20 protein-coding genes are annotated in these 19,613 nt (G+C 68.0%); 13 read left to right on the top strand and 7 right to left on the bottom strand.

Annotated elements, in window-relative coordinates; translation table 11 throughout:
• Positions 1 to 19: 19 nt before the first annotated feature.
• The 7 genes from I6H87_RS01090 to ftsB all read left to right on the top strand — a co-directional run bounded on the left by I6H87_RS01090 (position 20) and on the right by ftsB (position 6,623).
• Entirely contained in the window at positions 20 to 841 is an 822-nt protein-coding gene (locus I6H87_RS01090) for a proteasome-type protease (protein ID WP_010809001.1), read from the top strand.
• Positions 842 to 862: 21 nt separating this feature from the next.
• A complete protein-coding gene (locus I6H87_RS01085) occupies positions 863 to 1,669 on the top strand; it encodes an alpha/beta fold hydrolase (RefSeq protein WP_010809000.1) in 807 nt (268 codons plus the stop codon).
• A 139-nt stretch (positions 1,670 to 1,808) separates the two neighbouring features.
• On the top strand, positions 1,809 to 3,461 hold the full coding sequence (locus tag I6H87_RS01080) for a CTP synthase (RefSeq protein WP_010808999.1): 1,653 nt from the start codon (positions 1,809 to 1,811) through the stop codon (positions 3,459 to 3,461).
• Between the two features lie 28 nt (positions 3,462 to 3,489).
• Positions 3,490 to 4,359, top strand: a complete 870-nt coding sequence (gene kdsA / locus I6H87_RS01075) for a 3-deoxy-8-phosphooctulonate synthase (RefSeq protein ID WP_011614920.1) — start codon at positions 3,490 to 3,492, stop codon at positions 4,357 to 4,359.
• A gap of 82 nt (positions 4,360 to 4,441) precedes the next feature.
• Positions 4,442 to 4,735, top strand: a complete 294-nt coding sequence (locus tag I6H87_RS01070; protein ID WP_010808997.1) for a DUF1330 domain-containing protein — start codon at positions 4,442 to 4,444, stop codon at positions 4,733 to 4,735.
• A gap of 88 nt (positions 4,736 to 4,823) precedes the next feature.
• Positions 4,824 to 6,113 (top strand): phosphopyruvate hydratase, encoded by a 1,290-nt coding sequence (gene eno / locus I6H87_RS01065; protein WP_010808996.1) that lies wholly within the window; start codon positions 4,824 to 4,826, stop codon positions 6,111 to 6,113.
• A gap of 168 nt (positions 6,114 to 6,281) precedes the next feature.
• On the top strand, positions 6,282 to 6,623 hold the full coding sequence (gene ftsB / locus I6H87_RS01060) for a cell division protein FtsB (RefSeq protein WP_010808995.1): 342 nt from the start codon (positions 6,282 to 6,284) through the stop codon (positions 6,621 to 6,623).
• Positions 6,624 to 6,678: 55 nt separating this feature from the next.
• Here ftsB and I6H87_RS01055 read toward each other — a convergent pair whose 3' ends face one another.
• The 3 genes from I6H87_RS01055 to I6H87_RS01045 form a co-directional block, all read right to left on the bottom strand.
• Positions 6,679 to 7,101, bottom strand: coding sequence for a hypothetical protein (locus I6H87_RS01055; protein ID WP_011614921.1), 423 nt, complete (start codon positions 7,099 to 7,101; stop codon positions 6,679 to 6,681).
• Between the two features lie 104 nt (positions 7,102 to 7,205).
• Positions 7,206 to 8,207 (bottom strand): Hsp33 family molecular chaperone HslO, encoded by a 1,002-nt coding sequence (gene hslO, locus I6H87_RS01050; RefSeq protein ID WP_011614922.1) that lies wholly within the window; start codon positions 8,205 to 8,207, stop codon positions 7,206 to 7,208.
• Positions 8,208 to 8,246: 39 nt separating this feature from the next.
• Complete coding sequence (locus tag I6H87_RS01045) at positions 8,247 to 8,771, bottom strand: gamma carbonic anhydrase family protein (protein ID WP_010808992.1); 525 nt, start codon at positions 8,769 to 8,771, stop codon at positions 8,247 to 8,249.
• A 137-nt stretch (positions 8,772 to 8,908) separates the two neighbouring features.
• On the opposite strand from I6H87_RS01045, the gene I6H87_RS01040 reads away from it, so the two are divergent.
• Entirely contained in the window at positions 8,909 to 9,790 is an 882-nt protein-coding gene (locus I6H87_RS01040) for a ferritin-like domain-containing protein (protein WP_081225755.1), read from the top strand.
• Between the two features lie 17 nt (positions 9,791 to 9,807).
• On the opposite strand, the gene I6H87_RS01035 is transcribed toward I6H87_RS01040, so the two are convergent.
• Positions 9,808 to 11,013, bottom strand: a complete 1,206-nt coding sequence (locus I6H87_RS01035; protein WP_011614924.1) for an MFS transporter — start codon at positions 11,011 to 11,013, stop codon at positions 9,808 to 9,810.
• 39 nt (positions 11,014 to 11,052) lie between these two features.
• Positions 11,053 to 12,255, bottom strand: a complete 1,203-nt coding sequence (locus I6H87_RS01030; RefSeq protein WP_011614925.1) for a serine hydrolase domain-containing protein — start codon at positions 12,253 to 12,255, stop codon at positions 11,053 to 11,055.
• 113 nt (positions 12,256 to 12,368) lie between these two features.
• On the opposite strand from I6H87_RS01030, the gene I6H87_RS01025 reads away from it, so the two are divergent.
• Positions 12,369 to 13,256 (top strand): LysR family transcriptional regulator, encoded by an 888-nt coding sequence (locus I6H87_RS01025; RefSeq protein ID WP_011614926.1) that lies wholly within the window; start codon positions 12,369 to 12,371, stop codon positions 13,254 to 13,256.
• Here the strand turns inward: I6H87_RS01025 and I6H87_RS01020 are convergent.
• A complete protein-coding gene (locus I6H87_RS01020) occupies positions 13,253 to 14,983 on the bottom strand; it encodes an acetate--CoA ligase (RefSeq protein WP_011614927.1) in 1,731 nt (576 codons plus the stop codon). The genes I6H87_RS01025 and I6H87_RS01020 overlap by 4 nt on opposite strands.
• A 169-nt stretch (positions 14,984 to 15,152) precedes the next feature.
• On the opposite strand from I6H87_RS01020, the gene I6H87_RS01015 reads away from it, so the two are divergent.
• Positions 15,153 to 16,052 (top strand): alpha/beta fold hydrolase, encoded by a 900-nt coding sequence (locus I6H87_RS01015; RefSeq protein ID WP_041687243.1) that lies wholly within the window; start codon positions 15,153 to 15,155, stop codon positions 16,050 to 16,052.
• Between the two features lie 16 nt (positions 16,053 to 16,068).
• On the opposite strand, the gene I6H87_RS01010 is transcribed toward I6H87_RS01015, so the two are convergent.
• Positions 16,069 to 17,154 (bottom strand): NAD(P)/FAD-dependent oxidoreductase, encoded by a 1,086-nt coding sequence (locus I6H87_RS01010; protein ID WP_010808985.1) that lies wholly within the window; start codon positions 17,152 to 17,154, stop codon positions 16,069 to 16,071.
• A gap of 170 nt (positions 17,155 to 17,324) precedes the next feature.
• On the opposite strand from I6H87_RS01010, the gene I6H87_RS01005 reads away from it, so the two are divergent.
• The 3 genes from I6H87_RS01005 (at position 17,325) to I6H87_RS00995 (ending at position 19,610) form a co-directional block, all read left to right on the top strand.
• Entirely contained in the window at positions 17,325 to 18,170 is an 846-nt protein-coding gene (locus I6H87_RS01005; RefSeq protein ID WP_011614929.1) for a 3',5'-nucleoside bisphosphate phosphatase, read from the top strand.
• A gap of 71 nt (positions 18,171 to 18,241) precedes the next feature.
• Positions 18,242 to 18,865 (top strand): L-threonylcarbamoyladenylate synthase, encoded by a 624-nt coding sequence (locus I6H87_RS01000; protein ID WP_010808983.1) that lies wholly within the window; start codon positions 18,242 to 18,244, stop codon positions 18,863 to 18,865.
• 79 nt (positions 18,866 to 18,944) lie between these two features.
• The gene (locus tag I6H87_RS00995) at positions 18,945 to 19,610 is read left to right on the top strand and encodes a site-2 protease family protein (protein WP_010808982.1); all 666 of its coding nucleotides are present in this window, start codon (positions 18,945 to 18,947) and stop codon (positions 19,608 to 19,610) included.
• Positions 19,611 to 19,613 lie beyond the last annotated feature (3 nt).

Here is a 19,613-nt window from a genome sequence, read left to right as displayed (position 1 = left end):
AGCACACCAAAACAAGACCATGACTTACTGTGTAGCCATGCGGCTGGATGCCGGCCTGGTATTCCTGTCCGATTCCCGCACCAATGCGGGGGTAGATGCCATCTCCACGTCGCGCAAGATGACGGTGTTCGAAGAGCCCGGCGACCGCGTGATGGTGCTGATGACCGCCGGCAACCTGGCGATCAGCCAGTCGGTGCGCCAGATCCTGGCCGAGAACCATGACGAGAAGCGCTCGCTGTGGACCGCGCGCGACATGTTCGAGGCCGCTTCCATCGTCGGCGAGGCGGTGCGCCAGGTGCACAAGCGCGATGCGCATGCGCTGCGCGATGCCGGCATCGAATTCAATGTCAGCCTGATCTTCGGCGGCCAGGTGCGCGGTGAACGCGTGCGGCTGTTCAACATCTACGCGGCCGGCAATTTTGTCGAGGCCACGCCCGAGAACTGCTACTTCCAGATCGGCGAGGCCAAGTACGGCAAGCCCATCATCGACCGCGTGGTGCACCCGTCGCTGCCGCTGGCCGAGGGGGCCAAATGCGCGCTGATCTCGATGGATTCGACGCTCAAGTCGAATATCTCGGTCGGCCTGCCGCTGGACCTGCTGGTCTATGAGGCCGATACGCTGTGCGTGACGCGCTTCGTCAACATCGACGAGCGCAACGCCTACTTCCGCATGATCCGCGACACCTGGGGGCAGCGCCTGCGCCAGGTCTTCGGCGAGATCCACAATCCCGAGTGGGATCCCGGCGCGCCCGCGGAATTCTCGCTGGCGCGTCCCGGCGAGGCCGACCGCTGGGGCCAGCCGGTGCGCGCCAAGCGCAATCCGTCGCGTACCCAGGACTGAGGCCGGGCGAGGAAACAAGCGATGCGCGAGATCATTCATTTTTCCCATGCCAACGGCTTCCCGGTGACCACCTACCGCAAGCTGTTCGGCGAACTGGACGGCGACTTCGAATTCCGCGCCGTGGACCGCTACGGGCACAAGCCTGAATTCCCGGTGACGCGCGGCTGGCCGCACCTGGTGGAGGAGCTGCTCGGCGAGATTGACCGCCAGTACCACGAGCCGGTGTGGCTGGTGGGCCATTCGCTGGGCGGCTTCCTGTCGCTGATGGCGGCGCTGCGGCGCCCGGAGCGCGTGCGCGGCGTGGTGATGCTGGATTCGCCGATCATTGCCGGCTGGCGCGCGTCGCTGCTGAAGACCGCCCAGATGTTCGGCATGGACGAAAAGCCCGGCCCGGCGGCGGTGACCAAAAACCGGCGCACCCACTGGCCGGACGCCGAGGCGGTCTGGGAACACTTCCGCGCCAAGCCCAACTTCGCGGTGTGGGACCAAGAGGTGCTGCGCGACTACGCCATCCACGGCACCGAGCCGACCGGCAAGGACAACGAGCGGCGGCTGCGCTTTGACCGCGAGGTCGAATACTGGATCTACCGCACGCTGCCGACCAGCCTGGGGCGCAAGGTGGCGCGCGGCGCGCCGGTGCCGGTCGGCTTTGTCGCCGGCACGCGTTCGCGCGAGGTGCGCCAGTGTGGGCTGGGTGCCACCCGCAAGCTGGTCGGCCCGAATCTGCGCTTTATCGAGGGCGGCCACCTGTACCCGATGGAGCGGCCGCAGGAGACGGCGCAGCTGGTGCGCGACCTGATCGGCGCGATGCGCCGCGAGGGGCGCTGAGGCGGGGTGCGGCGCATGCGCCGCAACGCACCGGGAAGGCCTGTTGCAGCCCCGCCGAGGAGGGGTGCTGTCACAATTTCCGGGTCGGCGGGAATCGGGCTCTCATGTATAATCCCGATTTCCCCGGCAAGCTCGGTTTATGACCAAATTCGTCTTCGTCACCGGTGGCGTCGTCTCTTCTCTCGGCAAGGGCATCGCTGCTGCCTCGCTCGCGGCCATTCTTGAGTCGCGCGGCCTCAAAGTCACCCTCCTCAAGCTAGATCCCTACATCAACGTCGATCCCGGCACGATGAGCCCCTTCCAGCATGGCGAGGTGTTTGTCACGGAAGACGGTGCTGAAACCGACCTCGATCTCGGCCACTACGAGCGTTTCGTCTCGGCCAAGATGCGCAAGTCGAACAACTTCACCACGGGCCAGATCTACGAATCGGTGATCCGCAAGGAGCGCCGCGGCGAATACCTGGGCAAGACCGTGCAGGTGATCCCGCATATCACCAACGAGATCCAGGCCTTTGTCGAAAGGGGCGCCGCGGCGTCGCACGACGGCAAGGCCGACGTGGCGCTGGTGGAAATCGGCGGCACCGTGGGTGACATCGAATCGCTGCCGTTCCTGGAAGCCGCGCGCCAGATGAGCCTGCGCATGGGCCGCAACCACTGCGCCTTCGTGCACCTGACGCTGGTGCCGTTCATTGCCAGCGCTGGCGAGCTCAAGACCAAGCCGACCCAGCACTCGGTGCAGAAGCTGCGTGAAATCGGCATCTCGCCGACCGCGCTGCTGTGCCGCGCCGACCGCCCGATCCCGGACGACGAGCGCGCCAAGATCTCGTTGTTCGCCAATATCCCGCAAGACGCCGTGATTTCGGTGTGGGATGCGGACAGCATCTACAAGATCCCGCAGATGCTCAACGAGCAGGGCCTGGACCGCCTGATCTGCGAGGAACTGCGCCTGGATCCCAAGCCCGCCGACCTGTCGATGTGGCAGAAGCTGGTCAACGCCCAGGAAAATCCCGAGCACGAGATCACCATCGGCATGGTCGGCAAGTACGTCGACCTGACCGAGTCGTACAAGTCGCTGATCGAGGCCCTGCGCCACGCCGGCATGCACACCGCCACGCGCGTCAACATCGAGTACATCGACTCCGAGGAACTGGAATCGGGCCACCTCGAAGTGCTGGCCCCGCTCGACGCCATCCTGGTGCCGGGCGGCTTCGGCAAGCGCGGCACGGAAGGCAAGATCCGCGCGATCCAGTACGCCCGCGAGAACAAGATCCCGTACCTGGGCATCTGCCTGGGCATGCAGCTGGCCGTGATCGAGTTTGCCCGCCACCTGGCCGGCATGACCGATGCCAACTCGACCGAGTTCAACCTGGAAACCGAACACCCCGTGGTCGCGCTGATCACCGAGTGGGTGGACCGCGAAGGCAAGGTCGAGCAGCGCTCGGCCGATTCCGACCTGGGCGGCACCATGCGCCTGGGCGCCCAGCGCGTGCCGGTCAAGGAAGGCACCAAGGCAGCGACGATCTACGGCGCCGAGGTCAATGAACGCCACCGTCACCGCTACGAGGTCAACAACCACTACGTGCCGACGCTGGAAAAGGCCGGCATGGTGATCTCGGCGCGCACGCCGACCGAGAACCTGCCGGAAATGATGGAGCTGCCCGAGTCGATGCACCCCTGGTTCGTCGGCGTGCAGTTCCACCCGGAATTCACCTCGACGCCGCGTGACGGCCACCCGCTGTTCAAGGCCTACGTCGAAGCCGCGCTGGCCAGCCAGCAGCGCAAGGGCGCGTAAGCCCCGGCGGCAAGCAGGAGAGACAGTCATGAAACTCTGTGGATTCGAGGCCGGCCTCGACAAGCCGTTCTTCCTGATCGCCGGTCCGTGCGTGATCGAGTCGGAGCAGATGGCGCTGGATACGGCCGGCGAGCTCAAGGCCATCACCGCCGAACTGGGCATCCCGTTCATTTACAAGTCGTCGTTCGACAAGGCCAACCGTTCGTCCGGCAAGTCGTTCCGCGGCCTGGGGATGGAAAAGGGCCTGGAGATCCTGGCCACCGTCAAGCGCGAGATCGGCGTGCCGGTGCTGACCGACATCCACGAGATCGACGAGATCAAGCCCGTCGCTGCCGTGGTGGACGTGCTGCAGACGCCGGCCTTCCTGTGCCGCCAGACTGATTTCATCCGTGCCTGCGCCCAGAGCGGCAAGCCGGTGAACATCAAGAAGGGCCAGTTCCTGGCGCCGCATGACATGAAGAACGTGATCGACAAGGCGCGCGATGCCGCGCGCGAAGCCGGTCTGCCTGACGATGTCTTCATGGCCTGCGAGCGTGGTGTCTCGTTCGGCTACAACAACCTGGTGTCCGACATGCGCTCGCTGGCGATCATGCGCGAGACCGGTGCCCCGGTGGTGTTCGACGCCACCCACTCGGTGCAGCTGCCGGGCGGCCAGGGCACCAGCTCGGGCGGCCAGCGCGAGTTCGTGCCGGTGCTGTCGCGCGCCGCCGTCGCCACCGGCGTGGCGGGCCTGTTCATGGAAACGCACCCGGACCCGAGCAAGGCCATGTCCGATGGCCCCAACGCGGTGCCGCTGTCGCGCATGAAGGAACTGCTGGCCGTGCTCAAGGAACTGGACACGCTGGTCAAGCGCGCCGGTTTCCTGGAAGACAACTTCGGCTGGCCGGCCTGCGCCTGAGCAGGCCCGGTCTTGTCACCACCGCAATGCCGGTGGTGACAAACCATATCGAAAGACAATACAAAAAATCGGGAGATATTCCATGGCCGCGGGCTATATCATCGCCTACGTCGACGTGACCGACCCCCAGCAGTACGAAGAATACAAAGTGCTTTCGAGCAAGGCCATGCAGATTCATGGCGCCGAAGTGTTGGTGCGCGGCGGCAAGACCGAGCCGCTGGAGGGCGAGTGGGCGCCGACCCGCGTCGTGGTGCTGAAATTCCCCAGCTATGAAGCCGCCAGGTCGTTCCATGACGGCGAAGCCTATCGCGCCGCCCGCAAGGCGCGCGAGCACGCGGCAAAGATGAACATGATCGTGGTGGAAGGCGCTGCCTGAGGGTTGCCGGGCAGTTTGACATGCGCCTGACACGGGCACAGGTTGAAGTAATCAGCAGCAGCAAGAATCAACAGTCAGAGAGGAATTCATGAGTGCAATCGTAGATATCATCGGTCGCGAGGTTCTCGACTCGCGCGGCAACCCCACCGTCGAATGCGACGTGCTGCTGGAATCCGGCGTGATGGGCCGTGCGGCAGTGCCGTCGGGCGCCTCGACCGGTTCGCGCGAAGCCATCGAACTGCGTGACGGCGACAAGTCACGTTACCTGGGCAAGGGCGTGCTGAAGGCCGTCGAGCACATCAACACTGAAATCTCCGAAGCCATCATGGGCCTGGATGCCTCCGAGCAGGCCTTCCTGGACCGCACCCTGATCGACCTCGACGGCACCGAGAACAAGGGCCGGCTGGGCGCCAACGCCATGCTGGCGGTGTCGATGGCCGTTGCCAAGGCCGCCGCTGAAGAAGCCGGCCTGCCGCTGTACCGCTACTTCGGCGGTTCGGGCGCGATGCAACTGCCGGTGCCGATGATGAACATCGTCAACGGCGGCGCGCACGCCAACAACAGCCTGGACATCCAGGAATTCATGATCATGCCGGTGTCGCAGACCAGCTTCCGCGAAGCCCTGCGCTGCGGCGCCGAGATCTTCCACGCGCTGAAGAAGATCCTGGCCGACAAGGGCATGTCCACCGCGGTCGGCGACGAGGGCGGCTTCGCCCCCAACTTCTCGTCCAACGAGGAATGCCTGAACACTGTGGTGCAGGCCATCGAGAAGGCCGGCTACCGTGCCGGTGAAGACGTGCTGCTGGCGCTGGACTGCGCCGCCAGCGAGTTCTACCACGAAGGCGAAGGCGTGTACCAGCTGGAAGGCGAAGGCCTGAAGCTGTCGTCGACCCAGTTCGCCGACTACCTGGCCAACCTGTGCGACAAGTTCCCGATCGTGTCGATCGAGGACGGCATGGCCGAAGGCGACTGGGACGGCTGGAAGACGCTGACCGAGAAGCTGGGCACGCGCGTGCAGCTGGTGGGCGACGACCTGTTCGTCACCAACACCAAGATCCTGAAGGAAGGCATCGAGAAGGGCATCGGCAACTCGATCCTGATCAAGATCAACCAGATCGGCACGCTGACCGAAACCTTCGCCGCCATCGAGATGGCCAAGCGCGCCGGCTACACCGCCGTGATCTCGCACCGCTCGGGCGAGACCGAAGACAGCACCATTGCCGATATCGCCGTGGGCACCAACGCCGGCCAGATCAAGACCGGCTCGCTGTCGCGCTCGGACCGCATGGCCAAGTACAACCAGCTGCTGCGCATCGAGGAAGACCTCGGCGATATCGCCAGCTACCCGGGCAAGGGCGCGTTCTACAACCTGCGCTGACACCTTGCCCTGCCGTTCCCGCTTGCGCGGGAGCGGCAGCAAGCGGATGGAATGGCGGCGGCCGGGATTCCCTGGCCGCCGCCGTTTTTGTATCGAAATCTGCCTGGCAATTGCCTTCCGGGCTGAGTTCGCAGATCATTGTGCGGAATTTCCTGTCCGCCATCTTTCATGCGCCTGATCTCGCTGCTGTTGTTTGTGCTGCTGCTTGCCATCCAGTACCCGCTCTGGCTGGGCAAGGGCGGCTGGCTGCGCGTGTGGGACCTGAACCGGCAACTGACCGAGCAGGGCACCCGCAACCAGACGCTCAAGCTGCGCAACGCCAAGCTGGAAGGGGAAGTCGCCGACCTGCAGGACGGCACCGGCGCGATCGAGGAACGTGCCCGCTATGAGTTGGGCATGGTGAGGGAAGGCGAGGTCTTCGTGCAGTTTGTCGCGCCGGCGCCCAAGGTCAGCGCGACGCCGCCGTTGCCGCCGCCGGCGAATTCGGTCGCCGGAAGAGGCGGCCACTAAGGGGCGCCTTGCCTCTCGCTGTCGGTGGGCTTGCATCCAGCCCGCCGCCTGCCTGTCACCACCAGCCGTACGGATAACCGCCCCAGCCCCAGCCGGGCATGCCGACGCTGACGCCGCCGCCCCAGTGGCCACCACCCCATCCCCCGTAATACAGGTTCCAGCTGGTGTTCGGATAGCCATAAGCCGCGCGCGCGGCCGCGGCCTGCTGGTCGAGCGCGATCGCGGCGGCCTGCTCGCGCAGTATCTGCTGGTTCAGCGTGTCGAGCTTCTGCTTGTCGTCGGCGGTCAGCGGCGCTGGCGGGATGGCGTTGGGCGCCAGCCGCGCCGTGGGCGGCGAGCCGTTGACGTCGCGCGGCAGCTCTGCGCAGCCTGCGGCCAGCAGCAGTGCGCCGGTCGCGGCGCAGGCGGCAAGGCAGCGCAGCACGGCCGGCACGATGGCGGGAGATTCAGGCAGGGAGGGGGTGGCTCGGGCGGACATGGCTGTACTCAGGCTTGCTTGGGGCAGCTGGATGCTGCCATCGTACAGCCGTTGGACAGGACGGCAAGGCGGTTGTTTCCGCCATGCCGCCCCGCGCCTGCCGCTCAGTGGTGCTGGTGCGCGCCGGCACCGGCGCCGGTGGCGATATGGGTGGCCGAGAACAGCTGGGCGCAGTCGACCGGATCAAACTCATAGCGCAGGCCGCAGAAGTCGCAGTGGATCTCGACCTGGCCGCGCTCGGCGATGATGCCTTCGATCTCTTCCTGGCCCAGCGACTGCAGCATGCCGGCCACCTTGGGGCGCGAGCAGGAGCAATGGAAATGCGGCGTCAGCGGCTCAAACACGCGCAGGCCGGCGGCCTGCAGGTCTTCCCAGAACAGGCGGCGCAGCAGGGTGTCGGGGGTCTCGGCCAGCAGTTCGTCGGCCTTGAGCGTGGCGCCCAGCTGCACGGCGCGGTCCCAGGTGTCCAGGTCCTGCGCGCGGGCATGGCTGGCCAGCGGCGCGCCGGTCTCGCCGACTTCCGCGGTGCCGCCGTAGGCCGGCAGCTTCTGCAGCAGCATGCCGGCGGCGACGTGGTCGTCCGCCGCCAGCCACAGGCGCGTGTCGAGCTGCTCGGACGCCTGCATGTAGTGCTCGAGCACGGCGCTGATCGAGCCCAGCGGGCCATGCGCGTCGGCCAGCGGCACGATGCCCTGGTACGCCTGCTGGCCCGGCAGCTTGTCCTTCGGATCCAGCGTGATGGCAAAGCGGCCGTGGCCGTGGGCGTTGACCATCTGCGCCAGCGTGGCGTCGTCGGCGATGTGCGCGCCCTCGGCCAGCTTGGCGGTGGCGCGCATCGACAGGTCGGACAGGCATTCCACCACCAGCATGCGCACCGGGCCGTCGCCGTGCAGCTGCATCACCAGCGCCCCGTTGAACTTCAGGTTGGCCGACAGCAGCGCCGCGGCGGCCATCATCTCGCCCAGCAGCCGGCGCACCGGTGCGGGGTAGCTGTGGCGGCCCAGCACTTCTTGCCAGGTGGCTTCCATGCGCACCAGCTCGCCGCGCACGGGAGCCGCGTCGAACAGGAATTTCTGCAGGGTGTCGGGGGTGGTGGTATCGGTCACAATAATCTGTCGATGATTCGGTAAGTGCCGCCGCGGTCGTCAGCCGATCCGCTTGAGCTGTTGCTTGTACATGGCCTGCCGGGTGGCGTAGGTCTCGGCGTTGCGGTACAGGTTGGCGACGTCGGCGTCGGTCAGCTGGCGCACCACCTTGGCCGGCGCGCCCAGGATCAGCGAGCGGTCCGGGAAGACCTTGCCCTCGGTCACCACGGCACCGGCGCCGACCAGGCATTCCTTGCCGATCACGGCGCGGTTCAGCACCACGGCCTGGATCCCGATGAGCGAGCCTTCGCCTACGGTGCAGCCATGCAGCATGGCCTGGTGGCCGATCGAGACCTTGTCGCCCAGGGTCAGCGGGCAGCCCGGGTCGGTATGCAGCACCGAGCCTTCCTGGATGTTGGTGTCCTCGCCCACCACGATCGGTTCGTTGTCGCCGCGGATCACGACACCGGGCCAGGCGCTGGCGCGGGACTTGAGGGTCACGTTGCCGATGACGGTGGCTTCGGGGGCCACGTAGGCATCGCTGTCGATATTGGGCTTGACGTCGCCGAGCTGGTAAAGCGCCATGGGGTCTCCTGCACGAAAGGCTTTTGTTGAAGTGGGGGTTGCCGCCGGACTTTAAAGGGCCAGGGTGGAGTGCGGGCGCGCGGCGCCACGGCGACTGCGCGGCTTGCCCGGCAGTCGGGCACCGGCCAGGCCCTACAATGGCGGCAGACCCGGATTTTACGCTCATGCCAGAAAAAACACCCGCCGCCGCCTTGCCCGAACAGTCACTTTCGCCGCGCCACCAGGCGCTGGCGGTGTTGTGCATGACGGATCCTCGGGAAAAGTCCGTGGCGGCGCGGGCACTTTACCGCCATGTGACGACATTGCCGGACGAGGCGCTTGCCGCCGGCGAGGCGATCCAGGCCGATGCCGGCCAGGCCATCCCCGGCCGCCCCGCGCGGCCGCCGCTGGTGGCGCCGCAGGACGTCGAGCGGCGCCGCTCGCTGCATACCCCGGCCGGGCGCGCGGCGATGATCCATGCGCTGTGCCATATCGAGTTCAATGCCATCAACCTGGCACTGGACGCGGCCTGGCGCTTCGCCGGCATGCCGCCCGGCTACTACCGCGACTGGCTGCGCGTGGCCGATGAAGAGGCGTACCACTTCTCGCTGCTGGCCGACCACCTTGGCACGCTGGGCGCGGCCTACGGCGACTTCCCTGCCCACAACAGCCTGTGGGAGATGACCGACAAGACCGCCGGCGACGTGCTTGCGCGCATGGCGCTGGTGCCGCGCACGCTGGAGGCGCGCGGGCTCGATGCGTCGCCGCCGGTGCGCGCCAGGCTGGCCGGCGCAGGCGACCACGCCGCCGCGGCCATCATCGACATCATCCTGCGCGACGAGGTCGGCCACGTCGCCATCGGCAACCACTGGTACCGCTGGCTGTGCGCGCAGCGCGGCCTGGAGCCCGTTGCCACCTACGCGCAGCTGGCCGGGCAGTACCGCGCGCCGAAGCTGCGCGGGCCATTCAATCTTGAGGCGCGGCGCGCTGCGGGCTTCGATGAAGACGAACTGGCCTGGCTGGAGGCATCGGCCGGTTAGGCTTGCCGTCCCGCACCTCAGCCGCGCGCGGGAAAGCCATGCCTGCGCGCCGACCAGACCACCAGCCAGGTTGCGGCGAGCAGGGCAGCCAGCACGGGCGGGAATGCGCCGATGCCGACGCCATCGAGCAGCAGCCCGCCGATGACGCCGCCGCCGGCGATGGCAATATTCCAGGCCGTGACCAGCATCGACTGGGCCACGTCCGCGGATTTGCCGGCGGTCTTCGCCAGCGCCGTCTGGAACAGCGTTGAGACGCCGCCGAAGCCCAGGCCCCAGATCGCGGCCGCGGCATAGACCACGGCCGGGTGCCCGCCCCCGGCCCCAAGCGCCAGCACCGCAAGCCCGAACAGCAGCGTGCTGGCCAGCGTCAGCGCCCGCAGCCACTGGTCGATCAGCACGCCGGTGATCCAGATGCCGGCGAGCGAGGCCACGCCGAACACGAACAGGACCAGGTCAAGCCGTGCCCCGGCGTTGCCGGCTCGCAGGAACGGCGCGATATAGGTGTAGAGGATGTTGTGCGCCAGCACGAAGGCGAGCGTCACGAACAGCACCGGACGCACGCCCGGCACGGTGAACACGCGCGCGATCGGCAGCCGCTGGCCGGCGGGCTGGCCGGCAAAATCCGGCACGCTCGCCAGCACCCAGGCAATCAGTCCCAGCGTCAGCACGCTGATGATGCCGAAGCACGCGCGCCAGCCCATGAACGCACCGAGGAAGGTCCCGGATGGCACGCCCAGCGACAAGGCCAGGGGGATGCCAACCATCGCGACAGCAATGGCACGACCCTTGAGGTGATCGGGAACCATGCGCGCGGCATAGCCAGCCAGCAGCGCCCACAGCAGTCCGGCCGAGACCCCCGCAAGGAAGCGCGCCGCCATCGTCAGGACATAGCTGCCGGACCAGCCCGTCACGGCGTTGGCGACGGCAAAGCCCGCGATGGCAAGCAGCAGCAGCGGCCGCCGCCGCAGCCCTTGCGTAGCCGCCGTCAGCGGCATGGCGGCCACCAGTGAACCGAAGGCGTAGATGGTGACGAACTGGCCGGCAAGCGGCTCGGAGATGGCAAGGCCCGCGCCGATCTGCGGCAGCAGCCCCGCCGGCAAGGCCTCGGTCAGGACGGTGATGAAGCCTGCGACAGCAAGCGCAAGCAGTGCCGGAAGCGGTAGCCGCGCAGGCCGCGTGTCCGGCTGTGCATCGTTCGCAAGCGTGTTGGTGGCTGTGGTCATGTTGGCGCCTGGATAAGGACTGATGTGTTGCTTGGATGGTTACGCGGCTGTGGGGGCGACACCGTAGACCGCGTCGCGCAGGTCGGTGACAAAGCGGCCGGACATGCCCTCGTACAGCGTGTTGGTGAACGCCACCACGCTCAGCCCCTGGCTGCGGTCGACGAACCAGGCGTGGCCGTAGGCCCCGCCCCAGCGCCAGGTGCCGGCGGCTTCCGGCGAGCCCGCCCGGCGCGGATCGCGCAGCACCGAGAAGCCCAGCCCGAAGCCGGTTCCCGGCGCATCGGGCAGGTCCAGGCCGCCGGTCTGGTCGAGCGCCATGTCCTCGACCAGGGCGGATGGCAGCAACGCGCCGCCGCCCTGGCGCAAGCTCTCCAGCAGGCACAGGAAGTCTTGCGCCGTGCCCGCCATGCCCGCCCCGCCGGAGGGGAAGGCCCGCGCATTGAAGATGCGTGCGGGACTGTAGGGAATGCCAACCGTGCCTTCGAGCACGGGCACGGTTTCGCCTTCGCGCAGGCGGTGCGGGTGCGGGCTGTCGTTCACGTACGGGGTCGGCACGCGGTGCACGTCGTGTGCCACGAAGCCGGTGTCGGCCATGCCCAGCGGGCCGGTCACCAGCTGCCGCACTGCGGTGTCCAGCGGCGTGCCATGGACGCGCTCGATCAGCGCGCCCAGCACGTCGGTCGCGAGCGAGTAGCCCCACGCGGTACCCGGTTCGTACAGCAAGGGCACGCTGGCGATGCGCCGCAGGTTCTCCGCCAGGCTGATGGTGGCGTCGTCCATGCCGTCGGAGACGCCGGCGCGGGCATAGGGTCCGTCTTCGCCGGACTCGAAGAAGCGATAGCCCAGCCCCGCGGTATGGCTGAGCAGTTGCCGCGCCGTGATACGTGCCGGTCGGCCATCGGCCAGGCGCGGGCGGAATTCAGGCAGCCAGCGGTCGATACCCTGGTCAAGCTCGAGCCGGCCTTGTGCGACCAGCGCCAGTGCCGCCACGGAGACGATCGGCTTGCTTACCGAAGCCAGCCGGAAGACCGCATCCATGCGCATCGGCTGTCCGCTTTCCCGATCGGCCAGGCCTGCCGCCTGCCGGTGGACCAGTTCGCCGTCACGGCTGACCAGCACGACGGCGCCGACCAGTCGCCGTTGCTCCAGCGCCTGCCGGACCACGGCGTCGATGCGCGCACTCACGGGCGCGGGGAATGCAGGGGACACGCCCGGGGGCGGTGCAATCGTGGGGAGGGACACAGCGAATCCTTGTTCAATGAACGACCCGCTCACGATAAGGACCCGGCCATTAAAGAAAAAGTGGGCTACAGTTCCTTTTTCTCCGGAACTTTGTGTCCGCAATCGGGGGCATCATGGACAGCCTCAGTGGCTTCGCAGTGTTTGTGCAGGTGGCCGAGACCCGCAGTTTTGTCGCGGCGGGGCGCTTGCTTGGGGTGTCGGCCTCCGCCGTCGGCAAGAGCGTGGCGCGGCTGGAAGAAAGGCTCGGCGTACGGCTGTTCCACCGCAGCACGCGCAGCGTGACGCTGACCGCCGAAGGCACGCTGTTCCTGGAGCGCAGCCGCCGCGTGCTCGCCGAGATCGAAGCGGCGGAGCTGGAGCTGGCCGAAGCCACCGCGGCACCGCGCGGCCGCCTGCGGGTGAGCCTGCCGCTGGTCAGTTCACTGGTCTTGCCCGTGCTGGGCGACTTCATGCGCGCGTATCCGGACATCGAGCTGGACCTGGATTTCACCGACCAGCTGGTCGATGTCATCGAGGAGGGCTTCGATGCGGTGGTCCGCACCGGCGAGCCCGCCGACTCGCGCCTGTCGGCACGCAGGCTGGGTGCGTTCCAGGCGATGCTGGTGGCATCGCCCGACTACCTCGCGCAGCGTGGCACGCCGAAGCTGCCTGCCGACCTGACCGGCCATGCCTGCCTGCATTACCGTTTCCCGCATACCGGCAAGCTCGAGGCCTGGCCGCTGCGGCGCGCGCCGGGCGAGCCCGAGCTGGCGCTGCCGACATCGATGATCTGCAACAACATCGAGACGCGCCTGTGTTTTGCGCTGCGCGGCCTGGGCATTGCCTGCCTGCCGGATTTCGCCATCCGCGAGCAGCTCGCCGATGGCAGCCTGTGCCAGGTACTGGCTGGCCATGTGGGGCCAGCCAAGGCCTTTCACGTGCTCTGGCCGGCGAGCAGGCATCCCTCGCCCAAGGTGAGGGCGCTGGTCGATTTCCTCTGCGAGCGGGTCTTTCCTGCCTAGGCGCGCTTGCCCGCGCGCGCTTCCTCCAGCAAGCGCAGCACGCGCCGCTGGATCTTGCCGGTGGTGGTCATCGGCAGCTGGTCGATGAATTCGATCGCCTTCGGGTATTCATACGGCGCCAGCTGGCCGCGCACATGCGCCTGCAGCTCCGTGACCAGCGCCGCGTCGCCGTCGAACGAGCGCGCCACCGACGGTGTCAGCACCACGAAGGCCTTGACCACGGCGCCGCGCTCGGGGTCGGGCGAGGGCACCACGGCGCAGTTGGACACCGCCGGATGCTTGAGCAGGCAGTTCTCGATCTCGCTCGGCCCGATGCGGTAGCCCGAGGACTTGAACACATCGTCGGCACGCCCCTGGTACCACAGGTAGCCATCGGCATCGACGCGCGCCAGGTCGCCGGTGCGGCACCAGCGCAGGCCGTCGCGCTCGGCGTACTTGCCCGCGGTGGCGGCTTCGTTCTTCCAGTAGCCGAGGAAGAACACCGGGTCCGGATGCCCGGCGCTGTCGGTGGCGCATACCGCGACCTCGCCGTCCTCGCCCGGCGCGCAGGGCTGGCCTTCGTCGTCGATCACCTGCACGCGGTGGCCCGGATAGGGACGCCCCATCGAGCCCGGTCGTGCCGGCCAGCCCAGCTGCTTGTCGTCGTTCTGCGCGGTGCAGTTGCCGACGATGTAGTTGATCTCGGTCTGGCCGAACATCTCGTTGACGATCACGCCCAGCGCATCGCGGCACCAGCCGAACACGGTCTCGCCCACGGCCTCGCCGGCGCTCATCAGCGCACGCAGCCTGATGTCGTAGCGCTGCCGCGGCTCGGGGCAGGCCTTCATCATCTGCTTGAGCGCGGTCGGGAACAGGAAGGTGTTGGTGACGGCGTAGCGCTCCAGCAGCTCGAAGGCGCGCTCGGCGGAGAAGCGGCCCTGGTAGCCGACGATGGGCTTGCCGAAATACAGCGCCGGCATCAGCGCATCCCACAGGCCGCCGGTCCAGGCCCAGTCGGCCGGGCTCCAGAACACGTCGTCGTCCTGCGGATACCAGTTCTGCGAGCAGACAAAGCCGGTCAGGTTGCCGATCAGCGCGCGGTGCGGGATCAGCGCGCCCTTGGGCGGGCCGGTGGTGCCGCTGGTGTAGATCAGCACCGCGGCCTCGTCGGCCTTGGTCTGCTCGGCGACAAAAGTCGGCAGCTGCGCGGCCAGCAGCACGTCCCAGTCGTGGTCGCCGCGGCCATGCGCGCCGCCGGCGGCAATCACGGTGGCCAGCGTCGGGCATTCCGGGCGCGCGGCCAGCACATTGTCGATGGAAGTCTCGTCCGCGATCGCCACATTGGCTTCGCTGTGTGCGATACGGTAGGCCAGCGCCTCGGGCCCGAACAGCATCGACAGCGGCATGGCGATGGCGCCGAGCTGGTAGATCGCCATATGCGCGATCACGGTCTCGATCCGCTGCGGCATCACGATTGCCACGCGGTCGCCGCGCGCCACGCCCAGTGCGCGCAGCGCCGCCGACAGGCGGTTGGCTTCGGCCTGGATATGGGCAAAGGTATGCGCGTTGCGGCGGCCGTCCTCATGCTCGGTATAGACCGCGATGCGGTCCATCGTGGCCGGGTCGCGCGCCCAGCGCCCGCAGCAGGCCTCGGCGATATTGAAATGCGGGGGGATTTCCCAGCGGAAGGATTCATACAGGGCGCGATAGTCGTCGCGCCGGCTTGCCGGCAACGCAGCTGCGGCCATCCAAGGTCTCCGGTAGGTCCGGCTCGCGCGGCCACGGGGCCCCCGGAATGGCGGCGGCCGCTATAATGCGCGCAAGCGAACGATCGTTCTATTTTGCGTGGGCTTCCCTCGCCAGCCCCCGTGGCGCCGCGCCCGGCGGCAGGAAGACCCGCGCGCAAGGGTGGAGACAATGACAATCAAGGAAACCTCGCGGTCTGAATTTATCACGTTGCGCGGACTGCGCTACCACGTGCGCCACTGGGGCCAGCCCGGCGCGCGCAAGCTGTTCATGCTGCATGGCTGGATGGACGTGTCCGCGTCGTTCCAGTTCTTGGTCGACCACCTGCGCGGCGACTGGCATGTGATTGCGCCGGACTGGCGCGGGTTTGGCGAGAGCGACTGGCCCACGCGCTACCCGGGCACGCAGTCGTACTGGTTCGCCGACTATATCGCCGACCTGGAGGCCTTGCTCGACCACTATGAGCCCGACGGCCAGGTCGACCTGGTCGGCCACAGCATGGGCGCCAACGTGATCTGCCTGTATGCCGGCATCCGCCCGCAGCGCGTGCGCCGCGTGGTGGACCTGGAGGGCTTCGGTATGACGGCGACGCGGCCCTTGCATGCGCCGAAGCGCTATGCGCGCTGGCTCGACGAACTGCGCACCGGCTCGGCGCTGAAGACGTATGACAGCGTGGACGGCGTTGCCGCCCGGCTGCAGAAGACCAACCCGCGCTTGCCCGACGACCGTGCCGCCTTCCTGGCCGCGCACTGGTCGCGCTGCAATGCGGAGGGCCGCTGGGAGATCCTGGGAGATCCGGCGCACAAGCTGGTCAACCCGATGCTGTACCGGCTCGATGAGGTGATGGCGATCTGGGAGCAGGTCAGCGCGCCAGTGCTGCATGTGGAAGCGCGCGATTCTGAAACGCTGCGCAATATCGCCCACAAGCAGGCCATCGACGAATTCAAGGAGCGCTTCCGCGCCTTCCGCGACTTCCGTGAAGCCGTGGTCGATGATGCCGGCCACATGCTGCATCACGACCAGCCCGCGGCGGTGGCGGAGCTGGTGGAATCGTTCTGTAGCGCGGTGTGAGCGCTGGCGCCGCCGCTCAGGCGTGCGTCAGCTTTTCCTTCAGCGCGGCATTGTTGCTGGTGTGCACGTGCACCAGCGCCTTTTCCGGGAAGGCGTAGTGGTAGGCGCGGCGCAACGCCAGCGCGGCCTCGTGGAAGCCTGACAGGATCAGCTTCTGCTTGTTGGTGTAGTAGGCGATATCGCCCGCGGCAAAGATGCCGCGGCGCGAGCTTTCATAAGTGGTGGTGTCGACCAGGATGCGGCCGGCGCGCATGTCCATGTCCCACTGCGCGATCGGGCCCGGCTCGGACACCAGGCCGTACAGCGCCACCAGTTCATCGGCGGGCAGCACCGTGCTGCCGTCGCGGGTGCGCACCTCGACCTCGGTCAGCGGGCCGTCCTGGCCTTCGGTGCGCAGGGCGCCGAGCATGCCGACCACGAAATCCATCTCGCCGGCCGCCACTGCCTCGCGCATTTCCGCGACGGTGCCGTCGGCCGCGCGGAAGCCTTCGCGCCGGTGCAGCAGAGTCACGCGCGCGGCCACCTTGCGCAGCGCGAGCGCCCAGTCCAGCGCCGAGTCGCCGCCGCCGGCCACCACCACGCGCTTGCCGGCAAAGCGCGACACATCACGCACGGCGTAGTGCACGTGGCGGCCTTCCAGTGCCGGCGCTTCCGGCAGCGATACACGCTGCGGCGCAAACGCGCCCGCGCCGGCGCAGATCAGCACCGCAGAGACATCGAAGCGCTTGCCGCCGTCAGTGGTGACCAGCAGGCGCTCATGGGCGGCATGCCCGTCAGGTGCCGGCTGCCGCGGGATTTCGGACAGGCTCTCCGCGCGCTGGCCGAAGTGCATCGGGAAAGCGAACGGCGCGCATTGCTCCAGCAACCGGTCGACCAGGTCTTGCGCCAGGCAGCCCGGCACGGCGGGGATGTCGTAGATCGGTTTTTCGGGATAGAGCTCGGTGCACTGGCCGCCGGCACGGTCGAGCACATCGATCAGCTCGCATCTGAGGCCGAGCACGCCGGCCTGGAACGCGGCAAAGAGCCCGACCGGGCCGGCGCCCACGATCAGGACATCGGTGGTGGTGACGGGGGTTGGTGCGAGAGGGGTAGCGGTGGACATTGGGCATGGCGGGCACGCCAGGTGCCCGCAAAAAGACGGTGCAAGGCCCGACTATACCCCGCACATCGCCCGTTTCCGCCCACGCCAGCGTTGCCGGCAGGGCTTTGGCATGGCTTTCCAGGGGGCGCCGGCGTCACGCATGGAGGGGACGACGGGAGTAGAATGGCCCCATGCAAAACGCCCACGCCATCAATGCCGACCTGCATTGCCATTCCACCGTGTCCGACGGCACGCTGGCGCCGCGCGCCATCGCGGAAATCGCCCGCGACGCGGGTGTCGCGTTCTGGGCCCTGACCGACCACGACGAACTGGGCGGGCAGGCCGAGGCGCGTGCCGCGGCCGAGGAATTCGGCATGCGCTATGTGCCGGGCGTGGAGATCTCGGTGACCTGGGCCGGGCAGACCGTGCATATCGTCGGCCTGCAGATCGACCCGCACTGCCCGGAACTGATCGACGGCCTGACCGATACCCGCTCGGGCCGCGCGCGCCGCGCGCGCGATATTGCCGAGGCGCTGGCAAAAGTGGGCATCACAGGCGCCTATGAAGGGGCGCTGCAGCACGTGGGCAACCCGGACCTGATCTCGCGCACGCACTTTGCGCGCTGGCTGGTCGACCAGGGCCGTTGCGCCACCGTGGGCGAGGTCTTCAGCGAGTACCTGTCGGAAGGCCGCCCCGGCTATGTCGGCCACCGCTGGGCCAGCCTGGCCGACGCAGTCGGCTGGATCCGCGCCGCCGGCGGCATCGCCGTGATGGCGCACCCGGGCCGCTACAATTACACCGATACTCAGCACGACGCGCTGTTCGATGAATTCACCGCCCTGGGCGGTGGCGCCGTCGAGGTCGTGACTGGCAGCCACACGCCCGACCAGTACCGCCGCTATGCCGCGGTGGCCCGCCACTACGGGCTGCTGGCCTCGCGTGGCTCGGACTTCCACGGCCCTGGCGAAGGGCGCGTTGAGCTGGGCAAGCTGCCGCCGCTGCCGTCGACGGTGACGCCGGTCTGGCGCGACTGGTAGGTGCAAGCCCGGCCTGGCCGGGGTACCCCCCAGATTCCGCTCCGATCTGTCCGAATCCGCCACCCTGGTCCATGTCACAGTACTTCGAGATCCATCCGCTCAATCCGCAGTCGCGCCTGGTCAAGCAGGCCGCCCAGATCCTGCAGAAGGGCGGCCTGATTGCGCTGCCGACCGATTCCAGCTATGCGCTGGCCTGCCGGCTCGACGACAAGGCCGCCGTCGAGCGCCTGCGCCGGCTGCGCGGCATCGATGACCGCCACCACCTGACGCTGATGTGCCGCGACCTGTCCGAGCTCGGCAACTTTGCGCGCGTCGACAACCGGCAGTACCGCTGGCTCAAGGGCGCCACGCCGGGCCCGTACGTGTTCATCCTGGAGGCGACCAAGGAGGTGCCGCGGCGGCTGTCGCACCCGGCGCGCAAGACCATCGGCGTGCGCGTGCCTGAACACGCGATTCCGCTGGCGCTGCTGGGCGAGACCGGCGAGCCGCTGATCTCGGCCACGCTGCAGATGCCGGGCGACGAAGAGCCGCTCAACGACCCGGCGGAAATCCGCGCGCGGCTCGAGAAGCAGCTTGATCTGGTGGTGTGCGGCGGCCCGGCGCCGGCGCAGCCGACCACGGTGATCGACCTGACCGGCGGCGAGCCCGAGCTGATCCGCGCGGGCCGCGGCGACGTCGGGCGCTTCGGGCTCTGACTTCCCCGGGCGCTGCCACCCCGCCTGGCGGGTGCACGAGCGTGCGCCTGGGCGGCGCCGGGCCGTTACAATAGGGGCCATGGATTCCTCCCTTATCCAGACCTTCGCGGTCTATGCCCTGCCGGTGCTGTTCGCCATCACGCTGCATGAGGCCTCGCATGGCTACGTGGCCAAGCTTTTCGGCGACGACACGGCCTATGCGCTCGGGCGCGTCAGCCTGAACCCGATCCGCCATATCGATCCGATCGGCACCATCGCGGTGCCGCTGCTGCTCTACATCATGACCAGCGGCCAGTTCGTGTTCGGCTATGCCAAGCCGGTGCCGGTGGCGTTCGAGCGCCTGCGCAACCCGCGCTGGCACGGCATGTGGGTGGCGCTGGCCGGGCCGGCCAGCAATGTGGTGCAGGCCTTCGTCTGGGTGCTGCTGGCCATCGGCCTGACCTGGGGCGGCGTGCGCGAGCCGTTTTTCGGCGAGATGGCGCTGGCGGGCGTGCGCGTCAACCTGGTGGTGGCGGCCTTCAACCTGTTCCCGGTGCCGCCGCTGGACGGCGGCCGCGTGCTGACCGCGCTGCTGCCGCAGGGCATTGCCCGCGCGGTGTCGCGCATCGAGCCGTACGGCATCTTCGTGGTGCTGGCGCTGGTGGCCGCGGGCGTGATCACCACGATCTGGATGACGCCGGTGGTCAATGTGCTGATGTCGCTGATCGAGCTGATGCTGCGCCCGATCGTGATGCTGCTGCATTGACGT

This window comes from Cupriavidus necator, assembly GCF_016127575.1.
Lineage (GTDB): Bacteria > Pseudomonadota > Gammaproteobacteria > Burkholderiales > Burkholderiaceae > Cupriavidus > Cupriavidus necator_D.
This window is presented reverse-complemented; position numbering and strand designations above follow the sequence as displayed.